The organism is Faecalibacterium sp. IP-3-29 (genome assembly GCF_023347335.1).
GTDB lineage: Bacteria > Bacillota > Clostridia > Oscillospirales > Ruminococcaceae > Faecalibacterium > Faecalibacterium duncaniae.
The window spans coordinates 2,841,673-2,864,488 of the sequence record NZ_CP094471.1; the positions used below are offsets into that span (position 1 = coordinate 2,841,673).

Annotated in this window: 19 protein-coding genes; 5 read left to right on the forward strand and 14 right to left on the reverse strand. The window is 60.3% G+C overall.

The annotated features are described in order from the left end of the window. Positions 1-67: 67 nt before the first annotated feature. Positions 68-1,126, reverse strand: a complete 1,059-nt coding sequence (locus MTP40_RS13665; RefSeq protein ID WP_249259542.1) for a PTS transporter subunit IIC — start codon at positions 1,124-1,126, stop codon at positions 68-70. Positions 1,127-1,489: 363 nt separating this feature from the next. Here MTP40_RS13665 and MTP40_RS13670 point away from each other — a divergent pair, with 363 nt between their 5' ends. Beyond that, complete coding sequence (locus MTP40_RS13670; protein WP_249259543.1) at positions 1,490-2,989, forward strand: GH25 family lysozyme; 1,500 nt, start codon at positions 1,490-1,492, stop codon at positions 2,987-2,989. A gap of 3 nt (positions 2,990-2,992) precedes the next feature. Then, positions 2,993-3,823: an HAD family hydrolase gene (locus MTP40_RS13675; protein ID WP_249259544.1), complete on the forward strand. Its 831-nt coding sequence runs from the start codon at positions 2,993-2,995 to the stop codon at positions 3,821-3,823. Positions 3,824-4,010: 187 nt separating this feature from the next. Here MTP40_RS13675 and dnaJ read toward each other — a convergent pair whose 3' ends face one another. From dnaJ to MTP40_RS13710, 7 genes are all read right to left on the reverse strand, one after another. Then, on the reverse strand, positions 4,011-5,180 hold the full coding sequence (dnaJ, locus tag MTP40_RS13680) for a molecular chaperone DnaJ (protein ID WP_249259545.1): 1,170 nt from the start codon (positions 5,178-5,180) through the stop codon (positions 4,011-4,013). A gap of 116 nt (positions 5,181-5,296) precedes the next feature. Beyond that, the gene (gene dnaK, locus MTP40_RS13685) at positions 5,297-7,126 is read right to left on the reverse strand and encodes a molecular chaperone DnaK (protein WP_005934665.1); all 1,830 of its coding nucleotides are present in this window, start codon (positions 7,124-7,126) and stop codon (positions 5,297-5,299) included. 102 nt (positions 7,127-7,228) lie between these two features. Next, positions 7,229-7,858, reverse strand: a complete 630-nt coding sequence (grpE, locus tag MTP40_RS13690) for a nucleotide exchange factor GrpE (protein WP_207684640.1) — start codon at positions 7,856-7,858, stop codon at positions 7,229-7,231. Next, positions 7,855-8,928 (reverse strand): heat-inducible transcriptional repressor HrcA, encoded by a 1,074-nt coding sequence (gene hrcA / locus MTP40_RS13695; RefSeq protein ID WP_097771359.1) that lies wholly within the window; start codon positions 8,926-8,928, stop codon positions 7,855-7,857. Before hrcA ends, grpE begins: the two co-directional genes overlap by 4 nt. Before the next feature lie 185 nt (positions 8,929-9,113). Then, a complete protein-coding gene (locus MTP40_RS13700; RefSeq protein WP_005934668.1) occupies positions 9,114-9,656 on the reverse strand; it encodes a stage V sporulation T C-terminal domain-containing protein in 543 nt (180 codons plus the stop codon). A gap of 107 nt (positions 9,657-9,763) precedes the next feature. After that, a complete protein-coding gene (locus MTP40_RS13705) occupies positions 9,764-10,816 on the reverse strand; it encodes a Fic family protein (protein WP_223455328.1) in 1,053 nt (350 codons plus the stop codon). Between the two features lie 102 nt (positions 10,817-10,918). Then, on the reverse strand, positions 10,919-12,400 hold the full coding sequence (locus MTP40_RS13710; protein ID WP_249259546.1) for a sensor domain-containing diguanylate cyclase: 1,482 nt from the start codon (positions 12,398-12,400) through the stop codon (positions 10,919-10,921). A gap of 223 nt (positions 12,401-12,623) precedes the next feature. Between MTP40_RS13710 and MTP40_RS13715 the strand changes: the two genes are divergently transcribed. Further along, positions 12,624-13,907, forward strand: coding sequence for an NAD(P)/FAD-dependent oxidoreductase (locus MTP40_RS13715; protein ID WP_249259547.1), 1,284 nt, complete (start codon positions 12,624-12,626; stop codon positions 13,905-13,907). 54 nt (positions 13,908-13,961) lie between these two features. Here the strand turns inward: MTP40_RS13715 and MTP40_RS13720 are convergent, their stop codons facing one another. Beyond that, entirely contained in the window at positions 13,962-15,347 is a 1,386-nt protein-coding gene (locus tag MTP40_RS13720) for an alanine/glycine:cation symporter family protein (RefSeq protein WP_249259548.1), read from the reverse strand. A gap of 124 nt (positions 15,348-15,471) precedes the next feature. On the opposite strand from MTP40_RS13720, the gene MTP40_RS13725 reads away from it, so the two are divergent. After that, positions 15,472-16,383 carry a hypothetical protein gene (locus tag MTP40_RS13725; RefSeq protein ID WP_249259549.1) on the forward strand — a complete coding sequence of 304 codons (912 nt, stop codon included), beginning with the start codon at positions 15,472-15,474 and terminating at the stop codon, positions 16,381-16,383. Here MTP40_RS13725 and pdxR read toward each other — a convergent pair. Continuing rightward, positions 16,290-17,729, reverse strand: a complete 1,440-nt coding sequence (pdxR, locus tag MTP40_RS13730) for a MocR-like pyridoxine biosynthesis transcription factor PdxR (RefSeq protein WP_249259550.1) — start codon at positions 17,727-17,729, stop codon at positions 16,290-16,292. The genes MTP40_RS13725 and pdxR overlap by 94 nt on opposite strands. 223 nt (positions 17,730-17,952) lie before the next feature. Between pdxR and MTP40_RS13735 the strand changes: the two genes are divergently transcribed. After that, a complete protein-coding gene (locus tag MTP40_RS13735; protein WP_117533782.1) occupies positions 17,953-18,606 on the forward strand; it encodes an ECF transporter S component in 654 nt (217 codons plus the stop codon). A gap of 351 nt (positions 18,607-18,957) precedes the next feature. On the opposite strand, the gene MTP40_RS13740 is transcribed toward MTP40_RS13735, so the two are convergent. The 4 genes from MTP40_RS13740 to MTP40_RS13755 all read right to left on the reverse strand — a co-directional run bounded on the left by MTP40_RS13740 (position 18,958) and on the right by MTP40_RS13755 (position 22,789). Continuing rightward, positions 18,958-19,434: a peptidylprolyl isomerase gene (locus tag MTP40_RS13740; protein ID WP_005934679.1), complete on the reverse strand. Its 477-nt coding sequence runs from the start codon at positions 19,432-19,434 to the stop codon at positions 18,958-18,960. Between the two features lie 162 nt (positions 19,435-19,596). Continuing rightward, a complete protein-coding gene (locus MTP40_RS13745) occupies positions 19,597-20,661 on the reverse strand; it encodes a hypothetical protein (protein ID WP_249259551.1) in 1,065 nt (354 codons plus the stop codon). After that, the gene (locus MTP40_RS13750; protein WP_249259552.1) at positions 20,658-21,452 is read right to left on the reverse strand and encodes a TIGR03915 family putative DNA repair protein; all 795 of its coding nucleotides are present in this window, start codon (positions 21,450-21,452) and stop codon (positions 20,658-20,660) included. The genes MTP40_RS13745 and MTP40_RS13750 overlap by 4 nt, the downstream gene beginning before the upstream one ends. Next, positions 21,431-22,789 carry a putative DNA modification/repair radical SAM protein gene (locus MTP40_RS13755; protein WP_117505780.1) on the reverse strand — a complete coding sequence of 453 codons (1,359 nt, stop codon included), beginning with the start codon at positions 22,787-22,789 and terminating at the stop codon, positions 21,431-21,433. The genes MTP40_RS13750 and MTP40_RS13755 overlap by 22 nt, the downstream gene beginning before the upstream one ends. Positions 22,790-22,816: the final 27 nt, after the last annotated feature.

The window sequence follows — 22,816 nt, forward strand, 5'->3', positions numbered from 1 at the left end:
GGAGAGGGAGCCTTTTAGCCTCCCTCATTGAGGGAGGTGGCGTCGCGTAAGCGATGACGGAGGGAGTTTAGTTCAGCTTCAGATCGCCCTCTTTGATCCAGCCCAGCCTGCGCTCGATCTCGCAGAAGAGAACGCTCAGGACAGCGGGCAGAACAAAGCAGATCAGGGCCATGGCGGCCCAGTCCATGGGGGTAATGGCGGCCTTGGTGCCGGCGGCGATATCGTTCACCCAGCCGGTGTACACGCCGATCTGGCCCACCAGACCGCAGGTGCCCATGCCGGAGGAGACCGCCGCGCCGTTCATCTCAAAGTGGAACAGGCAGGTCGCCAGCGGGCCGGTGATGGCCGAGGCCAGCGTGGGGGCGATCCAGATGCGGGGGTTCTTGATGATATTGCCCATCTGGAGCATACTGGTGCCCAGGCCCTGGCTGACCAGGCCGCCCACACCGTTCTCCTTATAGCTCATCACGGCAAAGCCGACCATCTGGGCGCAGCAGCCTGCCACAGCAGCGCCGCCCGCCAGACCGGTCAGGCCCAGGGCCGCGCAGATGGCGGCAGAGGAGATGGGCAGGGTCAGCGCCACACCCACGATGACAGACACCAGAATGCCCATGACCAGCGGGGCCTGCTCAGTGGCCCACATGATCAGGGTGCCCACCTGGCTGGCGGCGGCACCGATGGGAGCCGCGATGAGCATGGAAAGGCCCACGCCCACAAAAATGGTCACCAGCGGGGTGACAAGGATATCGACCTTGGTCTCCTTGCTCACGGCCTTGCCCATCTCAGCAGCCACAATGGCAATGATCAGAACAGCCAGCGGGCCGCCTGCGCCGCCCAGCGCATTGGCCGAGTAGCCCACGGTGATCAGGCTGAACAGCACCAGCGGGGGGCAGTGCAGTGCCCAGCCGATGGCACAGGCCATGGCCGGACCGCTCATGGCCGAGGCATAGCCGCCCAGATCGACCAGCACCTCCAGCCCGGTCTGCTGGCCCAGCGTTTTGATGATGGTGCCGATCAGCAGGCTGGCGAACAGGCCCTGTGCCATGGCACCCAGAGCCTCGATGAGATAACGCTGCGGCGTGATAACGATATCCTTCCGCTTCAAAAAGTCCTTTACACTTGACATAGACTCTTCCTAACCTTTCTCTCCCGGCCCATTGCGCGGGAGCTTTCCGTGTCAAGTATCATACCATACACCTGTCAAGACAGCAAGAGGAGGCCGCGTTTTTCGTCCAAAGCGACAAATTTCACAGCTTTGGATGCAATGATTCTGCTTTCCTGCTCGTTTTTACTGTGGAGCGTGTTTTTCTTTCCGCTTTTTCTGCCTGACGCGATGCCGGAGCACAGCGAACTGATTGACGGCGACCCGGGTTTGGGTGTATACTGGGAGAGTAAAAATAGCTTTATCCGCAATGATGCGAGACTATATTGGCGGGCCGGTGCAGTTCGTGTATCCTGCCCGGTCCAGCTTGGAGGCAGAGCAAGCGGCATGAAACCAACATCTTTCAAAAAATCAAGCAAGAACGGCACCGGCCGCAGCATCGGCCAGGCTGTTGCGTGCCTTGTGATGGCGGCAGCCATCACCATTGGCGGTGCGGGCACCACCTTCCTGCTGGCATCCCAGCCTGCGGGCCTGACGGTCGAGCCCGCCGCCCTGCAGACTGAGGGCAGGGTCACCCTGCCCAAATTCGATCATAAGAGTGACAGGAGCGAGGCAGAGGCCGAGAGCACCCAGCCGGAAGAGAGCGCTTCTTCTCAGGAGCAGGCCGCAGCCAGCACCCCTGCCGCACCCGTGACCAAGGCGGAGAACACCGCCGCCGCTCCGACAGAGAGCACCGCCCCCGCTGCAAAGCCCGCTGTGCAGCCGGAGGCTATCCCCGCCGACCCCATGGCCGGGGATGCTTCGGAGATCGAGAACGAAAACTCCTTCCCCCACTTCCTGACAGAGACCGAGGCGCTGGCCGCTGAGGACCCGATGGCCGCTCCTGAGGAGGCCGCCATCCTGCCCGAAACGGAGGAGACCGCCCCCGTAGCCGAGGAAGCGCCTGCCGCTTCCGAGAACGGCGAGAATATGTTGGCCGAAGCCCAGATCAAGGATATCAACGGCACCGTTCTGCTGACCCCTGAAGAGATCCGGGAGGCACTGGACAGCGGCACGCTGGACGAAGAGAGCGTAGACCCCACCTGCCTGACCGGTGAAAACGGCCTGCTGCAGTGGCTGTGGGAGTTCTTCTTCGGCAAGGATGAGGAAGAAACGCCTCAGTATTCCGGCTGGCGCACCGAGAACGGCAAGACCTATTACTACGACCAGAACACCCACCAGCCTGTCACCGGCATCCAGAGCATCGACAACAAGCTCTATTATTTTGATGCCTCCGGCGTGCAGCAGCCCGCCACCTTCGGCATCGATGTTTCCAAGTATCAGAGCAGCATTGATTGGGACAAGGTGAAAACGGCAGGTGTGGAGTTTGCCATCATCCGTATCGGCTACCGCGGCTATGGCTCCGGCGCGCTGGTGCAGGACCCAAAGTTTGAGGAGCACTTCACCAACGCCCGCAACGCCGGGCTGCGGGTGGGCATCTACTGCTTCAGCCAGGCTGTCAACGAAAACGAGGCCCGCGAGGAAGCACAGGCCTGCGTCTATGTGCTGAATGGCCGTCAGCTCGATTACCCCATCTACTTTGATACCGAGGCTTCCGGCGCGGGCAATGGCCGTGCCGATGGTCTGGGCGTGGAAGACCGCACCAAGTGTGCCGTGGCTTTCTGTGAAGAGGTCAAGGCACTGGGCTACAAGCCCGGCGTGTACGCCTCCACCACCTGGTTCCGCAAGCGGCTGGATATGAGCCAGCTGTCCAACTACTACATCTGGAACGCCCACTACAACGTGGCCTCCAGCCCCATTGCCTGCAACATGTGGCAGGGCACCTGCACCGCCCGCATCCCCGGCTACGGCGGCCAGATCGATGTGAACATCAGCTATATGGGTTAAGTTATGGACCGTATCCGCTTGATCGCATCCGACATGGATGCCACCCTTCTGGACGAACAAAGTCAGCTCCCGGCAGACTTTGAAGAGACGATCCATGCACTGGCAGAGCTGGGCATCCGGTTTGCTCCTGCCAGCGGCAGACCGCTCTATACGCTGGAAGCCATGTTCCCCACCTTACAGGATGAGCTTGTTTTCATCGGCGACAACGGCGGTGCCATCCGCTGGAAGGGGCAGAACCTCTTCACTTCGGAGATGTCTCCGGAAGGCTGGCGGGCGCTGAACCGCCTGACCCGGGAGCAGGGCGATATTGCGGTTCTCTGCGGTCTGGAAAGTGCCTATGTGGAGCGGCCGTTCGCCGTCCACGATGCCGTGCTGCGGCATTTCTACACCAAGATCGAATATGTGGACCGGCTGGAAGATGTCGCCGCCCCTGCCGACAAATTCACCATCTACCTGCCACAGCACAATGCGCAGCAGGCCTACGATACGGTCTATGCCAGTCAGCGGAGCATCTACTCCGTAGCCGTTGCCGGTGAATGCTGGGTGGACATCATGAATCCCGGTGTCCACAAAGGTGCCGCCCTGCAAACGCTGGGGCAGCTGTGGGGCCTGCCGTCTGAGAGCATAATGGCCTTTGGCGATACCTACAATGATGCCGAGATGCTGCAGACCGTCCGCTATGGTTTTCTGATGGAAAACGGCAGCGAACCGCTGCGCCAGAAGGTTCCTTTTCTGGCCCCTTCCCACCGGGAAGCCGGTGTCATGCAGGTCTTACACCGTGTTCTGGCACAGAACGGTTGTGTCTGTCCGGAGGATTTTGTCCCGGCACATTAAATCCAAGCATAAAAAATGGAGCTGTTACACATCTCGTGTAACAACTCCATTTTTGTTTAGCGTGCTCACCCTCTCCGTCTTTGCTTCGCAAATCCACCTCTCCCGAAGGGAGAGGCAAGTGCTCTTGGCTCCCCCTTTGGGGGAGCTGGCGAGCGTCAGCGAGACTGAGAGGGCGAGGCCGCCAATCTTATGCAAACATATCCTTCAGCTTCTTGAAGAAGCCCTTGCGCTTTTCGTAGTTCTCCTCTTTCAGGGTGCCCTCAAACTTCTTCAGGGCATCGCGCTGGGCCTTGTTCAGCTTCTTGGGGATCTCTACCTCGCACTTGACGTACATATCGCCCCGGCCGCGGCCGTTCAGATACTGGATGCCCTTGCCGCGCAGGCGGAAGGTGGTGCCGCTCTGGGTGCCTTCGGGCACGGTGTACTCCACCTTGCCGTCAATGGAGGGCACGGTGATGCTGTCGCCCAGAACCGCCTGGCTGTAGGTAATGGGCACCGTGACCCAGACATCATAGCCGTCGCGCTGGAACACCTCGCTGGGCCGGACCGTGACCATCACGATCACATCACCGGCAGGGCCGCCGTTGGCACCGGCATCGCCCATGCCGCGCAGTGCAAAGCTCTGATCATCGTCGATGCCCATGGGGATGGACACCTCCAGCGTTTTCCTGGCTGCAGTTTTTCCGCTGCCGTGGCAGACCTTGCAGGGGTTCTTGACCAGCTTGCCCTTGCCGCCGCAGCGGGAGCAGGGCTGCTGGGTCTGCATCACGCCAAAGGGAGTGCGCTGCTGCCGGATGACATAGCCGCGGCCGCCGCAGTCCGGGCAGGTCTCGGGGCTGCTGCCGGCGGCGCAGCCGCTGCCATGGCACTCCGTGCACTCCTGCTGGCGGGTGATGGTGATGTTCTTCTTGCAGCCATGCACGGCCTCATCAAAGCTCAGGGTGATCCGCACACGGATATCCTGACCCTTGCGGGGGGCGTTGGGGTTTGCCTGACGGGCAGAGCCGCCAAAGCCGCCGAAACCGCCGCCAAAGATATCACCGAAGATATCGCCCAGATCGACTCCATCGCCGCCAAAGCCGCTGAAGCCGCCCGCGCCGCCGCCGTTCTGGGCTGCATAGCTGGGGTCCACACCGGCAAAGCCGTACTGATCGTACAGCTGGCGCTTCTTCGGGTCCGAAAGCACCTCGTTGGCTTCATTGACTTCCTTGAACTTTTCCTCGGCATCCTTATCGCCGGGGTTGTAGTCCGGGTGGTACTTCATGGCCAGCTTGCGGTAAGCCTTTTTGATCTCCGCATCGGTGGCCGTTTTGGGTACTCCCAGCACTTCGTAGTAATCGCGCTTTTCCTGTGCCATAACCATACCTCTATAAAACCAGCAAAGGCCGCCCCGGCAAAACCGGAGCGGCTTTTGCTTTTATCCGGCACGCCTGCCCGCCGGTTTGGCCGGGCATCTGCCGTTTGTGTCAGAACTTAGACTTCCTTGAAGTCAGCGTCCACAACGCCGTCATCGTTGGGCTTCTGCTGGTTGTTTGCGCCAGCATCGGGGCCGGGCTGTGCGCCTGCAGCCTGCTGGGCAGCAGCGGCAGCCTGATACATCTTCTCAAAGACATGGCTCAGCTCATCCTGCTTTGCCTTGATCTCATCGATGGAACCGGACTGAACAGCGGTCTTGAGGTCGGCCAGCTTTGCCTCAGCTTCGCTCTTCACGTCAGCGGGCATCTTGTCGCCGTTCTCCTTCAGCATCTTCTCAGTCTGGAACACCATCTGATCAGCGCCGTTGCGGATATCGACCTCTTCACGCTTCTTCTTATCATCGGCAGCAAACTGCTCAGCTTCCTTCACAGCCTTGTCGATATCTTCCTTGGACATATTGGTGGAAGCGGTGATGGTGATGTTCTGCTCCTTGCCGGTGCCCAGATCCTTCGCGCTGACCTTCACGATGCCGTTTGCATCGATATCGAAGGTGACTTCGATCTGAGGCACACCACGGGGAGCCGGAGCAATGCCATCCAGGTGGAACACACCCAGGCTCTTGTTGTCACGGGCAAACTCACGCTCGCCCTGCAGAACGTTGATCTCAACAGAGGGCTGGTTATCAGCAGCAGTGGAGAACACCTGGCTCTTGTGGGTGGGGATGGTGGTGTTGCGGTCGATGATCTTGGTGCACACGCCGCCCAGGGTCTCAATGCCCAGGCTCAGCGGGGTGACATCCAGCAGCAGCAGGCCCTTGACATCGCCCTGCAGAACGCCGCCCTGGATGGCAGCGCCCACAGCCACGCACTCATCGGGGTTGATGCCCTTGAAGGGCTCACAGTTCAGTTCCTTCTTGACTGCATCGTAGACAGCGGGGATACGGGTGGAACCACCGACCATCAGGACCTTCTTCAGGTCAGAGGGACGCAGGCCTGCATCCTGCAGAGCCTTGCGGACAGGGGTCATGGTGCGGTCGACCAGATCAGCGGTCAGCTCATTGAACTTTGCGCGGGTCAGGGTCATATCCAGATGCTTGGGGCCGGTAGCGTCAGCAGTGATGAAGGGCAGGTTGATCTGGCTGCTCATTGCGCTGGACAGCTCGATCTTTGCCTTCTCAGCAGCTTCCTTCAGGCGCTGTGCGGCCATCTTATCCTTGCGCAGGTCGATGCCGTTCTCGTTCTGGAACGCATCTGCCATCCAGTCGATGATGCGCTGGTCGAAGTCATCGCCGCCCAGGTGGGTATCACCGTTGGTGGCCAGAACCTCGGTCACGCCGTCGCCCATCTCGATGATGGAGACATCGAAGGTGCCGCCGCCCAGGTCGTAGACCATGATCTTCTGGTCCTCTTCCTTATCGATGCCGTATGCCAGAGATGCGGCAGTGGGCTCGTTGATGATACGCTTGACGTTCAGGCCGGCAATGGTGCCTGCGTCCTTGGTTGCCTGACGCTGGCTGTCGTTGAAGTATGCAGGAACGGTGATGACTGCATCGGTGACAGTCTCGCCCAGATAAGCCTCAGCATCTGCCTTCAGCTTCTGCAGGATCATAGCGCTGACCTGCTGGGGAGTGTACTCCTTGCCGTTCAGGGTCACCTTGTGGTCGGTGCCCATATAACGCTTGATGGAAGCCACCGTGTTCTCAGGGTTGGTGATGGCCTGGCGCTTTGCGACCTGACCCACCAGACGGTCGCCGGTCTTGGTGAAGCCGACAACAGACGGGGTGGTGCGTGCACCCTCAGAGTTTGCGATAACAACGGGCTCGCCGCCCTCCATAACAGCCACGCAGCTGTTGGTAGTACCAAGGTCGATACCAATGATCTTACTCATAATGAAAGCTCCTCTCAAATTCAGAACGTTTTTTGTTTATATGATGCTCAAATGTTACCAAGCGGATGTTATATTTGAAAACCCTTGCGGGGTCTTGCAAAATCACTCTGCCACAACAACGGTGGCATGGCGGACGATCTTATCGCCCAGCTTGTAGCCCTTCTGGTAGACCGTGATCACGGTGCCGCTCTCCTGCCCATCGGGGGCGGGGATCTGCTGCACGGCATTCATAAAGTTGGGGTCAAAGGGCTTGCCCAGCGCCTCGATCTCCTCCACATGGAGGACACTCAGCGCCTTGGCGGCTTTGTCCAGTGTCATGGTCACGCCCTTCTTGTAGTTCTCGTCGGTGGTGGGGGCGTTGGCCGCCATCTCCAGCGTATCCAGAATGGGGATGATCTGGTTCACGGCAAAGGACACGCCGTCGTTGAACTTCTGGTCAGCCTCACGGGTGGAGCGCTTGCGGTAGTTCTCATACTCGGCGGCCATCCGCAGCAGCTGATCCTTGGCCTGATTGGCATTCTTCTCAGCCGCGTCCAGCTTTGCCTTCACGGCCTCCAGCTCCCGGGCCTTCTTGTTGAAGAAGCCATCCTTTTTCTTGGGGTCTGCCGCTTCAGCGTTCGTCTCGGGAGCCGCTGCCTGCTCAGGTGCAGTTTCCGGGGCGGCCTGCTCGGCGGTGTTGGGCTCCACGGCAGGTTCTTCTGCCTGCGGGGTCTTTTTTGTTTCTTCGCTCATTCCAGGTCCTCCTTATAGATCACAGTCCGCCGGGGTGCGGCTGCCTGCGGGGTATCTTTTCGTTTGCCGCTCATTCCTTCGCCAAGCTGGTCGGCAAAGGTGTGGAGCAGCGGCATCAGCTTCTGGAAGGGCATCCGGGTGGGGCCGATGAGGGCCACGGAGCCCCAGAGGCCTCCGCCCACCAGATACCGGTCACTCACGATGCACAGGCCAGGAATCTGAGGTTCCAGATCCTCGCCCAGCAGGATGCTTTCGCTCTGCTCTGCCGGGGGTGCAATGAGGGCGGCGGCCTGCTCTTCGTCGTTCAGCAGGCTCAGGATGCTGCCCACCTTGCCGTCCAGCTGGGGCCAGTCCAGCAGGTACTGCTCACCACCCAGATACACATGGGGCTGGGTGGAATCCTGCAGGATGGCGGCGGCGGCGCTGATCACCGGCACCAGCTCCGGGCTGATCTGACTGCACAGCTCTGCAAGGAGCCGGGGCGACAGATCAACAGGAGCCACAAAGGTCAGGTTCCGGTTGAGCAGGGCGGCAAGCGCCGCTGCATTTTCCCGGGAAAGACCGGTGCGGACCCGCGCCACACGGGTGCGGACATAACCGGCAGTGGTCACAGCCAGCACCGCTGCGGCGCTGCGGCCCACCTGCACCACCTCGTAGTGGGCGATGCAGAGATCCTCAGCACAGGGGGTGCTGACGGCGGCTGTGCAGCCGCTGATGGCGGCCAGCGCCTTGGCGGCACCCTGTGCCAGCTTTTCCGGCTCATGGTCAAGGCTTGCGAACACCGCGTCCACACGGGCGCGGGTCACACGGTCCAGCGGCTGGTCATCGGTGAGAAGATGATCCAGATAATAACGGTAGCCCTTGGCACTGGGGACACGGCCTGCGCTGGTGTGGGGCTGCTCCAGCAGACCCAGCTTGGTCAGCGCGGCCATCTCGTTGCGCAGCGTGGCACTGGAAACTGCCATATCAAAGTAGTTTGCCAGCACACTGCTGCCCACGGGCTCGCCCTCGAGGCCATACAGCGCAACGATCGCCTGCAAGACACGCTGTTTGCGTGCATCCATCGTCATAGCGCCTGCCTCCTTCGTTCGCTTTTTGTTCTTTAGCACTCCTTCTTCCTGAGTGCTAAGACCATTATATCCAATTTTGCGGCGCTGTCAATAGCTTCTCAGAAAAGTTTTGAAAGATTCATAATTCTGTCATAAAGGCCGCACAAAAAAAGAGCCGCCCTGCGGCGGCTCTCCTATATAATAGATCATTCCTCCATCTGCTTTGCCAGAAATGCCGCCGCCACGTTCACCGCCTTGAGCTGGGCGGCATCGGGCTGGGCAGTGCGGTCCTCCGTAAGCAGGCCCACACTGCCGGTGACATCCCCCGCCGCAATGATGGGCACAGCGCACAGCAGCGCCCGGGGTGAGCCCTCACAGGGCAGCAATGCCTTTTCGGGGCTGCCATCGCTCTGGTAGGGCTTGCGGCTGTCCATCAGCTTTTCCAGCGGCTGGCTCACGCTGCGGTCTGCCAGATCCCGCCTGCCCGCACCGGATGCCGCCAGAATGCGGTCCCGGTCTGAGACAAAGGCCGTCAGGGCAAAGCACTTGCTCAGCACATCCACATACTGGGCCGTTACCCCGCTCAGTTCCCCCATGGGCGAATACTTTTTGAAGATGACCTCGCCGTCCCCTGTTGTGAAGATCTCCAGCGGGTCTCCCCTGCGGATGCGCTGGGTGCGGCGGATCTCCTTGGGGATGACCACCCGCCCCAGCTCATCGATGCGGCGCACGATGCCGGTTGCTTTCATAAGGTTCCCTTCCTTTCCATGTTCCGGTTTTGCTTCCAGATTTCTGTGAAGTATGGTTATTCTGTGGAAACAGGAAGGGAATTATTCATTCAGCTCCGGCCGGAGCCTTACCTGCGCACATACTGCGTCTTTCTACCCGCGCCGATCCTCTCCAGAACGCCCTCCTCTGTCAGTTTTTTCAGCGCGCTTTCAATCGAGCTTGTACCAAAGCCCGGGCAGGCCTCTGCGGCCTCCTGTTTTGTAAAGGCTCCCAGCCTTTCCATCGCATAACTGCGCACTCGTTCGTACGCCGTCACGCGCTTCTGTCCCCCGCCAACCAGATCGACCCGCTGCTCAAAATCCTGATAACAGGAGCAGATCACCGCCAGCATATATTTGATGAACGGTGTCGGGTCATTTTCCTCCTCATGCCAGTGCTGATCAGCCTGCGCCAGTGCTGCATAGTACTCATCCTTAGTCTCTGCAATTGCTTTTTCAATGCTGATGTACTGCCCCACAACATATCCATTCTGATACAGCATCAAAAGGGTCAGCAGCCGGCTCATTCTGCCGTTACCATCATTGAAAGGATGGATACAGAGAAAATCCAAGATAAAACAGGGGATCAAAAGCAGGGGATCAACGAGTTCTCTATGCAGCACATCCTGATAAGTGCAGCAAAGTGCCTCCACAGCACCCGGTGTCTCGTATGGTTCCAGCGGGCGGAACAGCACATGGCGTTCCCCGCTGGGAAGGGTCATATCGATCTCATTGGGTGTAGTCTTAAAATGTCCTCGATAGGTCAAATTCGTATATTTCAGCAGATCACGGTGCAGTTGCAGGATGTACCCCGGCTCTACCGGAATATAGGCATAGTTCTCGTGGATGAGATTTAAAACATTCCGATATCCCAATATCTCCATTTCGTCCCGGTTACGTGGAGTCGTTTTATCTTCAACCAGCTGTTTCAGGCGCGCATTGGTCGTGATGATCCCTTCGATCCGATTGGAGGACTCTGTACTTTGGATCTTTGCGATCTCCACCAGCCGCTCCAATTCAGCGGGCCTTTGTTTCAGATATAGTTCCTGCCGCCCCTTGCATTCATGGATCTTCGCAACATAAGACAAGACCTCATTATCCCAGGAGTATTCTGCAATCTTTTTATAATCAAATGTACGCATGATTCACCCATTCCTTCTCCCAGCCCGTTCTTCCTTCTCCCAATTATACGCTCATTTTGGGAGAAAGCACAAGAAACTGGGAGAAATCTTTTATCGTTCTCGTCACTCGCAGCTCCTGCCGGAGCGCTGCTTATCCTCATACATCCGGTGGTCGGCCAGGATGCGGATGGCACGCACATCGTCGCTGTCGCAGGGGTAGACCGCACAGCCGCAGCTGGTGCTAACCTGCACCTCTGCATCCTTCAGGCGGTAAGGCTCCCGGATGGCTGCCTTGATCTTTTCCACCCGGCTCTTGCAGAACCCCTCCGTTACGGCTCCGTTGACGATGAGAGCGAACTCATCCCCGCCGATGCGGAACACCGCATCGCTCTCCCGCACGCAGCCCCGCAGGCGGCTGGCCACCTCCTTGAGCAGCTGGTCGCCCACATCGTGGCCGTAACGGTCGTTCACAGGCTTGAAACGGTCAAGGTCGAGGTAGAACAGGACAAACGGTGTCCTGTTCAGCTCGTTTTCTTTCAGCAATGCGTCAAAATAGCGTTCATTATACAGTCCGGTCAGGCCGTCGGTGTTGGCCAGGTCCTCCATCTGCTGGCGGGCCTCCTCTTCCTGCCGGAGGGCGCGCTCCTTTTCCTCCACGCGCAGGCGGGCATCGATGCGGACACCGTGCACCAGCACGATGCCTGCGCAGAAGAACAGCCCAGCCAGCAGCAGGATGGTGGCGTTCTGGATCTTCCGCATTCCACTGTCCACCACGTCACGGCCGACGATGCCCACAATGGACAGATCCTGAAAGCCCACAGGCTGGTAGACCAGATAATAGCTCTTGCCCTCAAGCCAGCAGGAAAGGCTGCCGCTGCGGCCCTCTGCCACGTCCTGCCGGGCCCGGGTCAGTGTGCCCGCATCCACCTGCGCATACTTCTGCAGGTAGTCGAACAGGTTGTCCATCCAGTCCTCGATCTCGCTCTTGGGCTCCTCCGAGAGCATCACATCGCCATCGGGATGGATGATGTAGCAGTCGCTCTGGCCGCCGTAAGCACTGCCGCCGATCAATTCCTCTATGGTCTTATTCCGATAGCTCACGGCAAGGCTGGTGTAGGTGGTACCATCGATCTCCACCGGCGCAATGGGCGCAGAGTATACCACCCGGCGCTCCCCGCTCCGCATGATGTAGCTGGACACCGTAGGCTTGCCGGTGCGGTACATCTCCTCAAAGGCCGTCCAGAGGTGATCCACTTTTTCATGCTTGCCCCGGATGCTCCAATATTCGCAGTTTTCATTGAACAGATACACGCTGCTGTACCGCCAGATCTCCCGCTCGGCCTCATAGCTACGCAGGCGTTCCTCCGCCAGGCCCTCCTCATTGGCAGCCTGCAGGCTCTTGCCCCACTCGTTCAGCATGTTCCAGTTGCTCCGGCTGAAGATGGTAAACGACTTATCCACCTGCTCATAGGTCTCCAGCAGGTTGCGGGTGCCTTCGTCATAGAACTGCTGCCGGATGTACAGGATGTACCAGCACAGACCTGTCACCACGACCATCGCCAGCAGCAGCGCAGCTGCCGTCCATCTTTCTTTTTTCTTCCACATATTCAGCTTCTCCTCAGCAGAGTCCCAACTCTCTGCCCTTTTCCGGCCGCATTTCCACAGCCTGCGAAACCACGCAATTCCGTCGAATCAACACTACCAAATTCTGCTTTTTCTGTCAAGGCTTTCGTCAAAGATTATTCGCTGCAAATTTGGGGCATTCTTCTATCCTTTTGCTGCTGTGTATGTTATAATAAAATGTATGGATTTCTGAGGGGGTGCTCTTATGCAGCAGATCGTGATATTGGGCGGCGGTGCAGCGGGCCTTGCCGCCGCATTGGCCGCCGCCCAGTCTGCCCCGGCAGGGGCAGTGCGGGTGACGGTGCTGGACCGCAACCCCAGGTGCGGCAAAAAGCTGTTGGCCACCGGCAACGGCCGCTGCAATCTGGGCAACACCGGCATTGCACCGGAGCAGTATTTCACCGCTGACCCCGCCGCCCTGCGGCCCCTGCTGGCCGCGGTGGATGCCGCCGCACCGCTGGAATGGTTCGCGGCGCTGGGCCTGTACACCCGCACCGATGAGGCCGGGCGGGTATACCCCTACTCCAACCAGGCCGCAGACGTGCTGGCCCTGCTGGAAGGCCACCTTGCCCGGCTGGGCGTGGAGGTGCGTACCGGCTGCACTGTGCAGACCCTGAGCCAGAACCGCAGCGGCTACACCATCCTGTGCGAGGATGCCGAGGGTCAGGACCAGACCCTGCGGGCCGATGCCGTCATCTGCGCCATGGGCGGCAATGCCGGGCCGCAGTTCGGCACCGACGGCTTCGGCACCCGATTCGCCGCCCAGTGCGGCGGAAAGCTGGAGCCGCTGTACCCCTGCCTGACCGCCCTGCAGACAGCAAAGCCCAACCGATCTCTGGCCGGCATCCGGGCCAAGGCCGCTGCCACCCTGCTGGACCTCGACCGCCACTGCACCGTGGCTGTGGAAAACGGCGAGGTGCAGTTCACGGACTATGGGCTTTCGGGCATCTGCATCATGCAGCTGTCCGGCCATCTGGCCCCGGGGCGGGGGCCAAAGCGCCCGGCCGTTGAGCTGGACCTCTTCCCCATGCTGGACGAGACTGCCCTGACCGCCCTGTTTGCGACCCGGGTGCCCCTGCTGCCGGGCAAGGCACCTGCGGATTTCTGGACAGGTCTGCTCAATCCCAAGCTGGGCCGCGCCCTGTGGGCAGCGGCAAAGCTGCCTGAAAAACCGGTGGACACCCTGCCGGATGCCGCCTGGCAGGTGCTGGCCAACGCGGCCAAGCACTGGCTGTTCGAGGGTCTGACCCCCTGCGGCTGGAAGCAGGCCCAGACCACCGGCGGTGGCCTGAGCCTGACCGAAGTGACCCCCAGCTTCCAGTTCAAGGGCTGCCCCGGCCTTTACTTTGTGGGTGAAACGCTGGACTGCGCCGGCAGCTGCGGCGGCTTCAACCTGCACTGGGCCTTTGGCAGCGGCATCGCCGCCGGGCGTGACGCGGTGCGGAGCCTGAAGCGGCCTGCCCCGAAGCCGAATCAAAAGAAGCGATAAAGAATGACCCTCTCCATCCCGCATCTGACAGACAGACTGCATGGACGGAGAGGGTCATTTTCGTTTCAGATACGCTTGTGTCTCCCGGACCACCACCCCCGAAAGCCCCACTACGCCCACAAGATTGGGCAGCATCATCAGGCCGTTGAAGGTATCGGAGAGCGCCCAGGCCAGATCCAGCTTCATCACAGCACCCACCAGCACCATGGCCGCAAACACCAGTTTATATCCTGCGGCGGCACGCTCCCCCAGCAGATACACCACTGCCCGGGTGCCGTAATGGCTCCACCCCAGCGTAGTGGAATAGGCAAACAACAGGACCGACACCGCGATGAACTGCGGCCCGAACGCCCCGAACACCGTAGAAAAGGCCTGCCCCACCAGTGCGGTGCCCTCCACACCGGTCAGCGCCGCACCGGTGTCCAGATCCACAAGGCCGCTGGTGAGTACCACAAGGGCCGTGAGGGTGCAGACCACCATGGTATCTGCAAACACCTCGAACATCCCCCACATTCCCTGCTGGACAGGCTCTTCCACGTTGGCCGCGCAGTGCACCAGCACCGACGCGCCCAGTCCTGCTTCGTTGGAAAAGGCTCCCCGCTTGAATCCCCAGCTGATGGCCCGGGCCATGCCGTAACCCAGCACCCCGCCCCCGGCGGCCTGCAAGCCAAACGCCCCACGGAAGATGGCCGCGAATGCCGCCGGGACAGCCGCCCAATGGACACAGACCACGGTCAGCGCCCCGAACAGGTAGAACAGGGCCATGAGCGGGACGATGGCCTCCGTAACTGCGGCCACCCGCTTCAGCCCGCCCAGTATGACCCGCCCGGTGAGCAGGGCCAGTACGATGCCCGTTGCCACCGGCGGCACCCGGAACACCGCCTGCAGATTGCCCGCAATGGAGTTGATCTGGCTCATGTTCCCCATGCCGAAGCTGGCCAGCACGCAAAAGCAGGCAAACAGCACCGCCAGTGCCCGGCCAAAGCCGCCGCCCAGCCCCTCGGCCAGATAGTACATGGGCCCGCCGCACCATCTTCCGGCGGCATCCCGGCGGCGGTAGCAGATGCCCAGCACGTTCTCGGCATAACTGGTCATCATCCCCAGCAGGGCCATGACCCACATCCAGAACACAGCCCCCGGCCCGCCTGCCAGAATGGCCGCCGCCACGCCCACGATGTTGCCGGTGCCGATGGTCGCCGCCAGCGCCGTGCAAAGGCTCTGGAACTGGCTGATGGCTTCATCGTCCGTGTGGGCGGTCACGTTTCGGTCCAGGAAGATGGCCCCGATGGTGTGCCGCATCCAGTACCCGAAATATCGCAGCTGGAAAAAACCGGTGCGCACTGTCAGCAGACAGCCGGTGCCAAACAGCAGTGCCAGCCCCACCGGCCCCCATACCACACCGCCGACCACCGCGTTCACCCGCGCCAAGCTCTCCCACATACACAAACGCCCCCTGTGCTCTACTGTATGGCACAGGGGGCGTTTTCATGCCCGGGCAGCGGTTTCTGTATAAAAAAGCGCATCCCGGCCCACCCTGTTCCAAAACGGAACGGAGGAACACAGGATGCACAAGAACGGTTGGAGGCCCTTCTGGGCGGCTTTGGGGGCGGCACTTCTGGTGCTGCTGCCGCTGGTGGGCGGCACAGTCCTGCTCACCCGGCAGATGGTGCGCACCCGCATCCAGACCGCCCAGCCCCAGAGCGGGGTGCCCATCCAGCTGCCCCGGGCCGAGCACCGGATGACCCTGCTTCTCTGCACCGCCGGGGAGCAGCCGGGCTTTTTGCTGGTCTACCTGAACGCCGCTCAGAACAGTCTGAACCTGCTGGCCATGCCGGGGGAGCTGACGGTTCCCTTCAACGGAGAGACTGCCAGCCTTGCCCACTGCTACGGAGCGGCGGGGCCCGCCCGGTGCCGTCAGGCGCTTCTGGAGGTGCTGGGCCTGCCGGAGGATATGCTTTATCTGGCGCTGTCCCCCGCCGTGCTGGAAAAGACTGCTTCCCGTTACGGGCCGGTGCGGGTGGGGTTTTCGGGGGCACTGACTGCCGATGAGCTGGCCGAAACCGGGCTTTCCGCCGCCGTGCAGAGCATTTCGGCCAAGGAGGCCCACGCTCTGCTCTCCGGCTGGGATGCGGACGGCACCCTGCCGCCTGCCCGCCGGGCCGCTGCCCGGGCGGCAGTGTGGGAAGCCTTTTTCCGGCAGGACCTCGCCCTGCTGCCCGCCACCCTGCCGGATGCCCTGCGGGCCAGCAGCGCGGCCCTGCTCACCGACTTTGCAGCACAGGATTATACCCTATTGGGCACGGTTCTGGAGTTTCTGGCCAACAACAGCGCCCTCCCCCACGCCGAGGCCCTGCCCGGGGCGTGGGATGCAAAGGCGGGCACTTACACGGTCACAGACGCTTCCCGGGCGGCAGTGCAGACCTTCCTCAGCGTTTCGCCCGCCTCGGGGAATGATGCCTCGCTCAGGGAACCATAGCCCAGCACAAACGTTCCGGAAAAATCCTGTTCCCCGCCGGTCAGGTCATAATCGCTCAGCAGACTCAGGGCCACACCCTGCGCCTTTGCGGCGGCGTGAAGGGCGGCATCCGGCGGGGCATTTTTCAGCCTTGCCAACAGATGCAGGCCGGTGTGCAGGCCAGTCAGGGTCAGCTCGTCCGATGCAAAAGCAGCGCGCAGAGAGGCAGCCAGAGCATCCCGCCGAGCCTTGTAGGCCACGCGCTCCCGGGCAAGATGCCGGGTAAAGTAGCCCTCGCGGATGAAGCGGGCCAGGGTCTGCTGCTCAAACCGGCTGACGGTGCCGGAATAGATCCGGTACTTTGCCCGCCAGGCGGGCAGCAGCTGCCGGGGTAGCACCATGTAGGCGATGCGGATACCGGGGGCCAGGCTGCGGGAGCAGGTGGAGAGGTAGACCACCGGGCCGTCGGCCCCGGCCATGCCCTGCAGGCTGGGCAGGGGGCGGGTATCAAAGCGGAACTCCGAATCGTAATCGTCCTCTATGATATACCGCTGGCCCGGGCAGCGGGAGGCCCAGTGGAGCAGCTCCGTGCGGCGGCCCGCCGGCATGGTCACGCCCGTGGGGAACTGGTGGCTGGGCGTGACATAGCACACCGCCGCGCCCGAGCCGGACAATGCCTCAACAGAAAGGCCGTCCGCATCCACAGGCAGGCAGCAGCACGCCACGCCGTTGTTTTCCAGCACCTGCTTCGCGCGCTGGTAGCCGGGATTCTCCACCGCCGTTTTGCCGGGCAGGAGCGGAGCCAGCAGGCTCAGCAGGTACTCCATACCGGCACCCACCACCACCTGCTCGGCGGTGCACCGCACGCCCCGGTATTCCTCCAGATAGTCCGCCAGCGCCTGCCGCAGCTCCACGTCCCCCTGTGCATCGCCATGGGTCAGCAGCTGGGGCGAGGAATAGAGCAGCTCTTTCTGCAGCCGGGCCCAGGTGCGGAACGGGAACAGCCCCGGGTCCACGCCCCGGGTGGACAGATCGAACCGGACGGGCGGCTCAGCCGCTTCCGGCTGCGGAGCGGCAGATACCGGGGGCGGCACTTCCTCGGGCCGGGTGGGCAGGGCAAGATATTCCTGTACATAAAAGCCGCTGCGCTCCCGCGGCTCCATGTAGCCCTCGGTCGCCAGGATCTGATATGCCGCGTCCACCGTGTTGACAGAAACCGACAGCTCTGCCGCCAGCCGCCGCTTGCCGGGCATCCGGGTGCCCGCCGGAATGGCCCCGTTGCGCATCTCGGCGGCAAGGCTCTCATAGAGCTGCTCGTACAGCGGCACCCCGCTGGCGGCATCCAGTGCAGTTGTCAGATGAAACATAAGACCTCTCCCCTTTTTGGGTACTTTGCCAAACTGACCCCATAAAAAAACTTTATTCTGGGTATTTTCATGGTGCCAGTTTTGCGTATAATAGGAGCATACCAACCACACACCCAAATGTCAAGTAGTTTTATGGGTAAGTGACTTTGAAACGGGCGAACGATCCTGCGGAGCAGGATGAAGGGGGTTCGCCCCGAAAAAAAAAAAGCGGAGGGGAAAAATCATGTCTACAACTGCAATGTGGCTGCTGCTGGCCGTGGTGATCGTTGTCATCCTGTTCGGCAGTGTGCTGTACAAGCGCACCTTTACCACCAAGGAGCTGGCCCTGACCGGCGTTATGGCCGCGTTGAGCCTGGTGGCATACCTGTTCTTCCGTGTGCCGTTCTACGGCGGCTCCTCGTTCCATCTGGGCAACACCTTCACCGCCCTGACCGCCCTGCTGCTGGACGGCGTTTCCGGCGGCCTGGCCGGTGCGATCGGTCTGGCTCTGGCCGATATCCTGGCCGGTGACCCGGGCTATGCCGTGACCACCTTTGTGCTGAAGTTCATCATCGGCATCACCTGCGGTGCCGTGGCCCACAAGGTGTTCAAGCTGCGCGATCTCGACCGCCACAGCAAGGGCTACCTGCTCAAGGTCATCGTGGCAGGCGGCTCCGGCCTGCTGCTGAACGTCATCACCGACCCGTTCCTGGGCTATTTCCGCAACATTTACATCTTTGGCCAGGAGTATACCGTGGCACAGGCCCTGTCCAAAATCGCCGGTGGTGTCACCTTTGTCAACAGCGTAGCCTCCACCATCTGCGTGGTCATCCTGTATCTGGCCCTGCGCCCGGCTCTGGAGCGCGCCGGTCTGCTGCCCAAGGGCGAAAAAAAGTAAACCTCTCATCTCTTTCTGACGCATATATGGAAAGCCCCCGGCCTGTATCCTCAACATGATATGCTGCCCCTAGAGTAGACAGAGTAAAAAGAAAACTCTGCGTACTCTGGGGGTATTTTCATGTCAAGCAAGAACAATCACGATACAGCGGAAGTAAAATATCAAAAAAATATCCCGTGTTGGACGCTGCAAGCTCACGTCCGTGCCATGAATCGAGCGTCCTAATGCCGATTTGCACAAAAAATTCGCCGTTCCCTTGTGGAAACGGCGAACAAAAATCTTATATTATTTTTTCTGTCTCCTTGACGGGGCACTTCACGGGCAGGCGATGTGGGACAGAAGTGCAGAAGATCAGCCCTCGATGAGCTCAACGGTCTTCATCTTGACGGGGGTGGTGGGCTTATCGTTCCAGTCGGTGCGGACGGAAGCGATCTTATCCACGACCTCCATTCCGGCAACGACCTTGCCGAAAGCGGCATACTGGCCGTCCAGATGGGGAGCGTCCTTGTGCATGATGAAGAACTGGCTGCCGGCGCTGTTGGGGTTCATGCTGCGGGCCATGCTGATCACGCCGCGGGTATGCTTGATGGGGTTGTTCACACCGTTTGCAGCGAACTCGCCCTTGATGTTCCAGCCCGGGCCGCCGGTGCCGTTGCCCAGCGGGCAGCCGCCCTGGATCATAAAGCCGGGGATGACACGGTGGAAGGTCAGGCCGTTATAGAAACCCTCGCTGACCAGCTTCTTGAAATTCTCACAGGTGATGGGGGCGACTTCCTCATTCAGCTCAATGTCGATGATGCCGCCGTCTTCCATAGTAATGCGAACCATAACGCTACAATACTCCTTTTGTGTTGACCCCGCAGCGGGGGTGTGTGGGGCAGAAATGCCTGCCCGGATATCCCTTATAGTATACCATAGGTTTTACAGGTTGCAACAGCATGGTTGCAACCTTTTTGTAAATTCGTCAAAGTTCCGGGGCCGGGAGCCTGCTTATTCCATCTTCATCCGCTTTGTGATGAGTTGGCCGTTCTGTACTGTGCCGTCCGAGATATAATACTTCCACTCGGTCGAGCCGTCGGACATCAGGTACTCCACAGCAAACACCTGCCCAGCCTGGATTTTTACAGGGTAGTTGTCGGCTGGCAGAATCTCACGGGGTGTCGGCAGCTCCTTAAAGTCCTCGTATGCGTCTTCCAACCGCCAGAACTTTCGGATCTTGTAGCCCTTTACCATCGAAATATCCTGCTCACCGAAATAGGATGCTGTGTAGGTCTTTCCGTTGACTTCCAGCGCGTCGATCCGTTCCGGTTCCTGCGTCAGATCTTTGATATGGAGATGTTCCCCATAGTTCTCGCTCAACTGTTTTGCCATGCGAAAGTCCGAGTTCCGATACTCCGACTCCACAATATGTGTACTTCCATAGATACCCATGATATCGGTGCGGCGTACCGCTTCCAGCTCCTGATAGCTGCGCCGGAAGTTCTCCACCATCCGATCCTCCCGGTATCGGACCGAAGAAGCTTCATCCGTCGCCTTGATCTCATAGTACCGTTTGCCCTGTTCCATGTTTTCCTGCGCACGCCGGTACTCTTCGCTGTCCTTCTGCCCATTGGCTTCCAGATAGGCCAGATACCGCGGCCCGGTGCTTTCCCAGGTATGGCCCACGTCGGTGCCGTGGAACACGGTTTCCGGGTACTGCTCCTTGATCTGTTTCAGAAAATTTTTCATGACCTCGGTGCCGCCTTCTGTGCCTCCCCAGTCCTTGAACTGCAGATCCAGCAATTCATCATCGTCGGCCTGCATCCACAGGTTCAGAAATTGTGCATCCGTATACGGGAATTCCACAAACAGATCCCGCATTCCTTTTTCGTAATACTCGCCCCAGATGGAAAGTTCCTTGTCGAGAATGCTCTGCTTGCTGTGTTCTTCTCCGTAAAGATAGATTTCGCCCTTCGGCCCATTTTTTACATAACTCCAGAACAGCCCCACCAGCAGGGTCACAATTAGCACGATGGCCGCATATTTCCAGCGTCCGGTCTTTGTTTCCGTTTTCATTTCAATTCCTCTTTCATTTCGGTCATATCTGCCCAAAAGCGTTTGGGGCAGTGGGTCATACGTCCCTTTTCGTTGTGGCGGGCCTTGATCTCCAGCGTTTTGTAGAACTGCCGCCAGAGCTCCTGAAACTGCTGCTCCTTTTCATCAGGTAGGGGCAGGGTGAGGGGTTCGGCCAGCTCCATGAGCTGAGCCTTGTGGTTCTGGTACAGCAGCACCGCCTGATGGACAGCATCATAGATCAGGAAGTTCTCCTCCGGGAAGCGAGCGCAGAAATGCCCGCGCAGGAGGGGCAGAATATAGTTTTTGGGGTGGATGACTGCACCCAGCATCCCATCGTGCTCCTGAAAACGGACAAAGCCCTGAAACTTGTCCACTTCCCAGTCCAGGCTCTGCTTCATCTGGTAGAGCGGAGCCACCTCCGGGTGGCCCCGCCGCTTGACGGTGCCTGGCCCCAGCGCAAAGGCCAGATGCAGAAATCGGATGAGCCGCAGCTCCTTATCCTCCCAGCCCGAGAGAAAATCCCGGGTGACGAGAGATTCCGTCTCTTCGCCCAGCTTGGCGCGGAAGCTGGCAAAGACCCGCCGGGCCGTTGCGCGGTCAGTGGGGATCTCCTTCACTGGGTAGAGGGTAGCCGTCTCCCGCTCCGGGGTCCAGATCGCGAAGGGCAGCTCATGCTGGGCAAAGCTCTCAAACACACAGCAGAGAAAGCCCTCGAAGCTGCCATCATAGAGGTAGACCACGTCGGCATCGTGGAGCTTCCGGGCAGGGCTTACAGGGCTCTGGCCAGACATTGCACTGCCTCCTCCCGCACCATTTTCTGGGCTGTGCGGGGCGGCACGCCCTGCTCCACCAGCCGATCCACGGCGGGCGGGCTGAACATGCTCAGCTGCTCCACCCCGCCGCTGAATACGTTGGGGTCGATAAGCGCCCGGGTGATGCGCTCCCGCCCGGCACTGCCGCGGCCCGGGTGCGCCCCCGCAAAGCCCCGGCAGGTGATGAAATACTGCGCCCGCTTGAGCACCACGCCCATCCGCTTGAGCTCGTCCAGCCCCAACGCGGCCTGTTTGCGGGCGTGCCAGATGCGCCGGGCGCTCTTGGGGCCGATACCCGGCACCCGCAGCAGCATCTCAAAGGGGGCGCGGTTCACGTCCACCGGGAACAGCCCGTAATGCTGCACTGCCCAGTTGCACTTGGGGTCCAGATAGGGGTTGAAGTTGGGGTTGTCCCTGTCCAGAAGTTCCTCTGCCTTGAACTCGTAAAAGCGGAGCAGCCAGTCTGCCTGATAGAGCCGATGCTCCCGCAGCAGCGGCGGCTTGGTGTCCAGCGCGGGCAGGCGGGTGTCCTCGGTCACAGGGATGTAGGCGGAGTAAAACACCCGTTTCAGGTGATACTTATTGTATAATCCTTCCGTTAATTGCAGGATGTGATAATCCGTTTCCGGGGAAGCACCCACGATCATCTGGGTGCTCTGGCCCGCCGGGGCAAATCTGGGGGCCTTGCGGTAGAGCGCCACCTCTTCCCGGTTGGCGGCCCCCTCCACCGCGATCTGCTTCATGGGCCGGAAAATGGAGTGCCGCCCTTTGTCCGGAGCCAGCAGGTTCAGGCTGCGCTCACTGGGCAGCTCAATGTTCACACTCAGGCGGTCGGCCAGAAAGCCCAGCTGTTCCAGCAGCTCCGGGCTGGTGCCGGGAATGGCCTTGGCGTGGATGTAGCCGCCGAAATGATACTCCCCCCGCAGCAGGCGCAGAACCGCCAGCATCCGCTCGGTGGTATAGTCCGGGCTCACCAGCACGGCACTGGAAAGGAACAGACCCTCGATGTAGTTGCGGCGGTAGAATTCAATGGTCAGCTCGGCCAGCTCCCGGGGGGTGAAGGTGGCCCGGGGCACATCGTTGGACTTGCGGTTGACGCAGTAGCTGCAATCAAAGGAGCAGCAGTTGGTCATCAGCACCTTCAGCAGGCTGACACAGCGGCCATCGGCAGTAAAGGCGTGGCAGCAGCCCGGGGCGTAACAGCTGCCGACCCCGCCCGCTCCTGCTGCCCGGGAAGCACCGCTGGAGGTACAGGCCACATCATATTTTGCGCTGTCCGCCAGGATCGTCAGCTTATCCATCAGGCTCTGTTCCATGGGACACCTCCGAAAAATGGGTATAAA